This window comes from Falsiroseomonas sp. RANM36 (assembly GCF_056682175.1).
Map to the genome: position 1 here is coordinate 808133 of NZ_JBWXTD010000004.1, position 6951 is coordinate 815083.

8 protein-coding genes are annotated in these 6951 nt (G+C 73.7%); 3 read left to right on the forward strand and 5 right to left on the reverse strand.

Going from position 1 to position 6951, the window contains the following annotated elements:
* Positions 1 to 97: 97 nt before the first annotated feature.
* Together AC1MIR_RS17690 and AC1MIR_RS17695 are read right to left on the reverse strand one after the other, a co-directional pair.
* Complete coding sequence (locus tag AC1MIR_RS17690) at positions 98 to 451, reverse strand: SnoaL-like domain-containing protein (protein WP_480029495.1); 354 nt, start codon at positions 449 to 451, stop codon at positions 98 to 100.
* Positions 452 to 507: 56 nt separating this feature from the next.
* Positions 508 to 1971, reverse strand: a complete 1464-nt coding sequence (locus tag AC1MIR_RS17695; RefSeq protein ID WP_480029496.1) for a branched-chain amino acid aminotransferase — start codon at positions 1969 to 1971, stop codon at positions 508 to 510.
* A 217-nt stretch (positions 1972 to 2188) separates the two neighbouring features.
* Here AC1MIR_RS17695 and AC1MIR_RS17700 point away from each other — a divergent pair, with 217 nt between their 5' ends.
* From AC1MIR_RS17700 to AC1MIR_RS17710, 3 genes are read left to right on the forward strand one after another with little or no spacing between them, the layout of a single operon-like run.
* Positions 2189 to 2776, forward strand: a complete 588-nt coding sequence (locus AC1MIR_RS17700) for a MarR family winged helix-turn-helix transcriptional regulator (RefSeq protein WP_480029497.1) — start codon at positions 2189 to 2191, stop codon at positions 2774 to 2776.
* A complete protein-coding gene (locus AC1MIR_RS17705) occupies positions 2773 to 3498 on the forward strand; it encodes a response regulator (RefSeq protein WP_480029498.1) in 726 nt (241 codons plus the stop codon). Before AC1MIR_RS17700 ends, AC1MIR_RS17705 begins: the two co-directional genes overlap by 4 nt.
* Before the next feature lie 2 nt (positions 3499 to 3500).
* Positions 3501 to 4889 (forward strand): ATP-binding protein, encoded by a 1389-nt coding sequence (locus AC1MIR_RS17710; RefSeq protein WP_480029499.1) that lies wholly within the window; start codon positions 3501 to 3503, stop codon positions 4887 to 4889.
* Positions 4890 to 4916: 27 nt separating this feature from the next.
* On the opposite strand, the gene AC1MIR_RS17715 is transcribed toward AC1MIR_RS17710, so the two are convergent.
* From AC1MIR_RS17715 to proC, 3 genes are all read right to left on the reverse strand, one after another.
* The gene (locus AC1MIR_RS17715) at positions 4917 to 5351 is read right to left on the reverse strand and encodes a phasin family protein (RefSeq protein WP_480029500.1); all 435 of its coding nucleotides are present in this window, start codon (positions 5349 to 5351) and stop codon (positions 4917 to 4919) included.
* A gap of 68 nt (positions 5352 to 5419) precedes the next feature.
* Positions 5420 to 6052, reverse strand: coding sequence for a TetR family transcriptional regulator (locus tag AC1MIR_RS17720; protein ID WP_480029501.1), 633 nt, complete (start codon positions 6050 to 6052; stop codon positions 5420 to 5422).
* 25 nt (positions 6053 to 6077) lie between these two features.
* The gene (gene proC, locus AC1MIR_RS17725; protein WP_480029502.1) at positions 6078 to 6878 is read right to left on the reverse strand and encodes a pyrroline-5-carboxylate reductase; all 801 of its coding nucleotides are present in this window, start codon (positions 6876 to 6878) and stop codon (positions 6078 to 6080) included.
* Between the last annotated feature and the right edge of the window lie 73 nt (positions 6879 to 6951).

Genomic DNA, 6951 nt, shown 5'->3' on the forward strand with positions numbered 1-6951 from the left:
CGCGGCGCTCGGCGGCGCAAACCGTGGGCGCCGGCGGGGGGGCCGGGGGGGGGGGGGGGGGGCGGGGGGGCGGTCCGCGCGGCAGGCAGGCCCGCCCTCAGTAGAAGAAGCGTTCCTCCACGACCTTGCCATCCCTGACGGTGTAGAGGCCGACCTCGCGCATCTGCATGCGCTGGCCGGTCTCCTTCGCCGTGACGTCCATGTCGAAGATCACGGCGAACTGGTCGCCGTTGACGAAGGGGCCTTCCGCGCCGCCGCCATGCCATTCGTGGTTGGCATACCACCAGTCGCTCTTGCCCTTCACCGCGGCCTTGCCCTCCAGCCGCGCCAACGGGCCTTCCATCGCCTCATGGCTGACGATGTCGTCGGCGTTGAACTGCGCCGCCGCCTCCTGGTGCTGGCCAGCCTTCAGCAGGGCGCAGAAGGCCTCGGCGATCTCGCGGGTCGTCATCGGGTGTTCTCCGTCACGGTCGGGGAGAAAAGGCTACCGCAGGATCGTGACGGTTTTCATCGCGGCAGCGCGGCCGCGGCGATCAGCTTGCCGATATCGGGCCAGTCGCAGCGCCGCTCGATCACCCTCTGGCCGAAGCTGGCGCCGGCCTCCGGCGGCCCGATCCGGGCGCCGAGGCCACGGTAGAAGCGCAGCGCCGCGGCGTTTCCGGCGAAGACGCGCAGATCGGCCTCGGCGCAGCCGCGCGCCTGCAGCCGGGCCGCCGCCTCGCCGATCAGCGCCCGTCCGATCCCGGCCCGGCGACGGCCGGGCCGGACATGCAGGTTGTCCACATGCGCGGTGGCGCCATGCTGCCAGGCGGCGCAGAAGCCGACGGCCTCGCTGCCGAGCTTCGCGAGCAGCACCACGCCCGGCAGGGGCCGCTGCGCGAGGACCTCCTCCCAGTGCACCGACATGACGGCGGGCGCCTCGGCATCCAGGAAGGCGTCGTCGAGCAGGCCGCGACAGGCGTCGCGCCAGGACGCGAGGTGCAGCGCCGCGATGGGCCCGGCATCGCCGGCCCGCGCGGGCTGCAGCCGCAGCGTCACCCCCTGGCCCCGGCCCGCCCGGCGGCCGGCTCCGGCGGCGCGCCGGGCCGCCACCTGTTCCGGCGGCAGGCGCACCAGGGCCTCGTAGTCCTTGAGCAGCGTCCCGGTGATCCCGGCCGGGGTGAAGGTGAGGTCGCCGACCTGGCGCACCGGCGTCACTTCCGCCGCGGTGCCGGCGAGGAAGACCTCGCTCGCCCGCGCCAGGTCGGCTTGCGGGATGGTGCGCTCCACCACCTTGATCTGCCGCTTCCTCGCCAGCGCGATGACGGTCCGCCGGGTGATGCCGTCCAGGAAGTTGATCGGCGTCGGCGTGTGCAACTCGCCGTCGATCGCAAGGAAGACGTTGGCACCGGTCGCCTCGCTGATGTCGCCCTTCCAGTCCAGCATCAGCGCGTCGTCGAAGCCCTCCGCCTCGGCGGCGTGCTTGGAGAGCGTGCCGATCATGTAGAGGCCGGCGGCCTTGGAGGCGGTGGGCGCGGTCTCGGGGTGCGGGCGCTTCCACTTCGCCCAGGTCAGGCGGACGCCCTTCATCCGGCTGTCGCCGAACAGGTTCGGCCAGGCCCATGCGGCGATCGCCAGGTGGATCCGCGTCTGCTGCGCGGAGACGGAAAGCTGCTCCGTGCCGCGCCAGGCGATCGGGCGCACATAGCCGTCCGCCAGGCCGTTGCGCGCCAGGGTTTCCTGGCAGGCGGCGTCGATCTCGGCTTCGGTCCAGGGGATCTCGAAGCCGAGGATGCGGCCGGAGGCGATCAGCCGTTCGGTGTGCTCGCGCAGCTTGAAGATGTGGCCGGAATAGGCGCGCTCGCCCTCGAAGACGCCGGAGGCGTAGTGCAGGCCGTGCGTCAGGACGTGCAGGCGCGCATCGCGCCAGGGGACGAAGTCGCCGTCCAGCCAGATCCAGCCGTCGCGGTCGTCGAAGGGCACCAGGGCCATCGGGCATTCCTCCAGCTTCGTCGCAGGCTTGTCGGCGGCAGGGCCGGCCGCGTCGTGGCAAGGGCCTGCATGCCGGTCGCTACGCAGCCGCACGCCGTTGTCGTATATCCGGGCTGGTGCTGCCATGCGACCCGCAGAGTGTGGCGCGGCCAGAGGAATGCGTCAACAATGCTGACCAATTTCCGGACCAGCAGGACGGCATGACAGGCATGCTCCGATGAGCGGCATGGCGAAGGCCGCCGCGCGGGCCGCCGCGAAGGCGGTGGCCGCCGAAGCCGAGGCCGGCGCGCGCAGCGCGGCCGCGCCGGCCGGGCGCAGCCTGCTCTTCCTGCGGGAGGAGGAGCTGCGCCTGGCGCAGGACCTGCTGTTCTTCGGCTATCGCGACTTCACGGCCGGCGCGGATGCGATCCTGGCCGATCTCGGCATGGGCCGGGCGCATCACCGCGTGCTGCACTTCGTCGGGCGCCGGCCGGGCATCACGGTGGGCGACCTGCTCGGCATCCTCGCGATCACCAAGCAGTCGCTCGGGCGCGTGCTGACCCCGCTGGTCGAGGAGGGCTACGTGACGCAGGCGCCGGGCCGCACCGACCGGCGGCAGCGCCTGCTGTCGCTGACGGAGAAGGGCGCGGCGCTGGAGCGGCGGCTCTACGAGCGGCAGCGGGAGACGATCATGCAGGCCTACCGGGAGGCCGGGCCACAGGCGGTGGAGGGTTTCCGGCGCGTCATGCGCGGACTGATGGGTCCTGATGCGCGCGCCGCGCTGGAGCGGCTGGAAGCGGCGGAGCCGCGCGAGGGGGCGGGATGATCCTGCCCGCCGCCACCGAAGCCCAGGCCGAGCCGCCGCATGTGCTGGTGGTGGATGACGACGCGCGGCTGCGCGCGCTGCTGCAGCGTTTCCTCGCCGAGCAGGGCTTCCGCGTGACCGGCGCGGCCGATGCCGCCGCGGCGCGGCACGCGCTCGCCAACATGTTCTTCGACCTCGTGGTGCTCGACGTGATGATGCCCGGGGAGACCGGCATCGAGCTGGTGGAGCGGCTGCGGCGGGACGGGCAGGACGTGCCGATCCTGATGCTGACCGCGCGCGGCGCGCCGGATGACCGCATCGCCGGGCTGGAGGCGGGGGTGGACGACTACCTCGCCAAGCCCTTCGACCCGCGCGAGCTGGCGCTGCGCATCCGCACCATCCTCCGCCGCGCCGCGCCGCCGCCGCCGGCCGAGCCCGTGGTGGGGCCGGTGCAGCTCGGCAGCCGCTGGTTCGACCCGCAGCGCGTGGAGCTGCGCGGCCCGGAAGGGGTGGTGCGCCTGACCGGCGGCGAGCAGGCGCTGCTGGCCGCGCTGGCCGCGCGACCGAACGAGGTGCTGAGCCGGGAGGAGATCGCCGAGGCGCTCGGCACGCCCGAGGCCGGGGAGCGCGCGATCGACGTGCAGGTCACGCGGCTGCGCCGCAAGATCGAGCCGGACCCGCGGGAGCCGCGCTTCGTGCAGACGGTGCGCCACCGCGGCTACGTGCTGCGGCCGGGGCTGTAGCGATGGCCGGCGCCAGGCCCGGCCGCGGCATGCGGATGGAGCGGCTGCTCCGGCTGCTGATGCCGCGGGGCCTGCTCGGGCGCAGCCTGCTGATCATCCTGCTGCCGCTGCTGATCCTGCAGGGCGTGGCGCTGCAGGTGTTCTACGGCTCGCATCTCGATGTCATCTCGCGCCGCCTGGCCGGCGCCGTCGCGGGCGAGCTCAGCTTCGTCGTCGAGCTGCTGCAGCGCGACCCCTCGCCCGAGAACCGCGCCTGGGTGTTCCGCGAGGTCGCCTGGCGCTTCGACATGGCGCTGGCCTTCGAGCCCGGCGCGACCCTCGGCCCGACGCCGGAGCGTCCGACCTCGCTCCCGTTGCTGCCGCTGGAGGAGGACCTGGCGCGCGCCATGGTCGAGCGGGTCGGCCGGCCCTTCGATGCCGACTGGGTTTCCGATGCGCGCAGCGTCATCATCCGCATCCAGCTGCCGGGCGGCGTGCTGCACGCCGAGGCGCCGCGCAAGCGGCTGTTCAGCGGCACGCTCTACTATTTCACGATCTGGCTGCTCGGCTCGGCGCTGCTGCTGTTCCTGGTCGCGGCGCTGTTCATGAAGAACCAGGTCCGGGCGATCCGCCGCCTGGCCAGCGCGGCGGAGGCCTTCGGCATGGGCCGCGACGTCGGGCCCATCAAGCCGGAGGGCGCGGCCGAGGTCCGCCAGGCGGCGCAGGCCTTCAACCACATGCAGGAGCGCATCCGCCGCTTCGTCGCCCAGCGCACCGACATGCTGGCCGGCATCAGCCACGACCTGCGCACGCCGCTGACGCGCATGCGCCTCGGCCTCGCGATGCTGCCGCGCACCGAGGAGGAGGAGGAAGAGGTCGCCGCGCTGACCCAGGATGTGGAGGAGATGGAGCGGATGGTCGCCGCCTATCTCGCCTTCGCCCGTGGCGAGGGCGCGGAGCAGGCGCGGCCCGCCGACCTGGCCGAGATCGTGCGCGACGTGGCGCGCAAGGCGCGGCGCGACGGCGCGGAGGTGGCGGTGGAGGCGCCGGGTTCGCTGGTTCTGCCGCTGCGCGCCGATGCGCTGCGCCGCTGCCTGGCCAACCTGCTCGACAATGCGCGCAAGCATGCCCGCCGGATCGCCGTCGCCGTCGGCGAGATCCCGCGCGAGCCGCCGGCGGGCGGCGAGCGTGGGCAGGGCGGCTGGGCGCAGGTGACGGTGGACGACGACGGGCCGGGCATCCCGGAAGCGCAGCGCGAGGAGGCGTTCCGTCCCTTTGCGACGCTTTCGGCCGGCGGCACGGGCCTCGGGCTTGCCATCGCACGCGACATCGCGCGTGCCCATGGCGGCGACATCGTGCTGGAGGACAGCCCGCTCGGCGGGCTGCGGGCGCGCGTCAGGCTGCCGGTCTGATCGGCGGCAGCCTGCCGCGGTCGTGCTTCAGCCCTGCCCGGCCTTCGCCGCCATCTGCTTGATCTCGTCCATCGCCTCCGCGAAGCGCTTGTTCAGCAGCGCCAGCGCCTCGCCATTCGACTTCTGGATGAGGTCGGCGACCTCCTTCATGTTCGCGACGGCCCGCTCGTAGCCGGCCTTCAGCAGCTCGGCCTGATGCGCCGCGCGTTCCTGCGGTTTGTCCGTGCCGGCCATGCTGCGCATCGCCTCCGTCATCTCGCCCATGGCGGACTGCACGATCTCCATGTGGCGGCGGGCCACGGCCTGGGCGCCTTCGAGCGCCACCTTGTTGGCGGCCGACAGCGCCTCGAGGTTGCGGCGCTGGGCCTGGGCCAGGCCCTCGAGGTCGGCGAAATGCGGCAGGCGGAACTCGGCGAACATCTTCATCACGTCTTCGGGCTTGACCGGGAAACGGTCGGACATGGCAGCAACTCCCCTTGCTTCGCCGCGATCCTATCCGGCCCGGCGCGCCGGCAGAAGCGGGGCTTCGATCAGGCGGGCGTGTCCGCCGGGGCGGGCGGCGGCGCCAGGTCGCCATCCGCCAGGCCGAAGCTGCGTGCCGCCTGCTCCGCCCGCTCCAACGTGCGGTCGAGGGTGGCCATGGTGGGGCCGAGCTCCTCCGTCTCGTCCTTCGACCAGGCGTTGACCACGCGGATCCAGACCAGCGTCAGACCCGCCGCGCGCAGCCGCCCCTTGAGCCCGCCGCTCTCGATCTCGGCGGCGGCCAGCATCCGCTCCATGCTGCGCTGGAACAGCGGCGCGACGGCGCCATACAGCACCGCGTCCGTGTACATCTCCCGCATCAGCCGCGTGAGGCCCGCGCGGTAGGGCGCCAGCGCATCCAGGCCGCGCATCAGCACGTCGAACAGCCGGTCGCGCGGCGTGCCGCCCTGCCCGGGAACGGTGCCCTGCTCCACTTGGTCCATCACCACATCGGCCCAGAGCCGCAGCAGGCCGAGGCGGGAGGGGAAGCGCCGCACCAGCTCCCCGGCCGGAAGCCCCGATTCGGCCGAGAGCCGGCCGGGCGTCACGCCGCGCCAGCCATGCGCGGCGATCACGCGGAACAGGGCTTCCGTCAGCGGGGCGTCCGCGGGGGCGGCGTCGGTCGGGGCGGCGGTGTCCATGGCGGAAATGGTGGGGATGCCGCGGCTAGCCGGCAAGCTCGCGCGAGCGCGCGGTGGCGGCGGCGATGGCGCGGGAGATGTGCTCGGGCCACGCGCTGTCGGCCATCAGCACCGCCAGGGCGCGCTCCGTGGTCCCCTTCGGGCTGGTGACGTTCTTGCGGAGCTGCGCGGCGTCCTCGGTGCTGGCGGCGAGCAGCGCGCCGGAGCCCGCGACCGTCGCGCGCGCCATGCGGCGGGCGAGCCCGGCCGGGATGCCCTGCTCGACCGCAGCCTTCTCCAGCAGCTCGGCCAGCAGGAAGACATAGGCCGGGCCGCCGCCCGAGACCGCGGTGACGGGATCGAGCAGCCCTTCCTCCTCGACCCAGGCGACCTCCCCGGCACCGGCGAGCAGCGTGTGGGCGAGATCGCGTTGCGCGGCGGCGACGCCGGGGCCGGCGCAGGCGACGCAAAAGCCCTGGCGCACAGCGGCCGGCGTGTTGGGCATGGCGCGGACGATGGCGGCCCCCTCGCCCAGCAGGCCGCGCATCGCGGCGATGGTCTTGCCGGCCATGATCGAGACGAAGACGGCGCCGCCGGCGAAGCGAGCGTAGAGCGGCAGGGTGGCGGCGGCTTCCTGCGGCTTGACCGCGAGCACCACGGCGGCCGGCGCGAATCCCGCCGGGATGTCGCCGGCCGACGTCACCAGCGTCGCACCCTCCGGCGCGGCGGCGAGGAAGGGGTCCACCACAACGGCCTGGGAGAGCCCGCGCTCCCGCCAGCCGGCGAGCATCGCGCCGCCCATCTTGCCGCAGCCGACGAGGAGGAGGGGGGGAAGCGTGTCCGTCATGGCGGGAGCGCGGGCTCTCCCAGGCCGTTGTGGTGGACCCCTTCCTCGCCGCCGCGCCGGAGGGTGCGACGCG

Bases quoted from the DNA above. Each gene is read 5' to 3' on its own strand.
- AC1MIR_RS17705 (WP_480029498.1), top strand. From the start codon at position 2,773: ATGATCCTGCCCGCCGCCACCGAAGCCCAGGCCGAGCCGCCGCATGTG.
- AC1MIR_RS17700 (WP_480029497.1), top strand. From the start codon at position 2,189: ATGAGCGGCATGGCGAAGGCCGCCGCGCGGGCCGCCGCGAAGGCGGTG.
- AC1MIR_RS17690 (WP_480029495.1), bottom strand. From the start codon at position 451: ATGACGACCCGCGAGATCGCCGAGGCCTTCTGCGCCCTGCTGAAGGCT.
- AC1MIR_RS17710 (WP_480029499.1), top strand. From the start codon at position 3,501: ATGGCCGGCGCCAGGCCCGGCCGCGGCATGCGGATGGAGCGGCTGCTC.
- proC (WP_480029502.1), bottom strand. From the start codon at position 6,878: ATGACGGACACGCTTCCCCCCCTCCTCCTCGTCGGCTGCGGCAAGATG.
- AC1MIR_RS17695 (WP_480029496.1), bottom strand. From the start codon at position 1,971: ATGGCCCTGGTGCCCTTCGACGACCGCGACGGCTGGATCTGGCTGGAC.
- AC1MIR_RS17720 (WP_480029501.1), bottom strand. From the start codon at position 6,052: ATGGACACCGCCGCCCCGACCGACGCCGCCCCCGCGGACGCCCCGCTG.
- AC1MIR_RS17715 (WP_480029500.1), bottom strand. From the start codon at position 5,351: ATGTCCGACCGTTTCCCGGTCAAGCCCGAAGACGTGATGAAGATGTTC.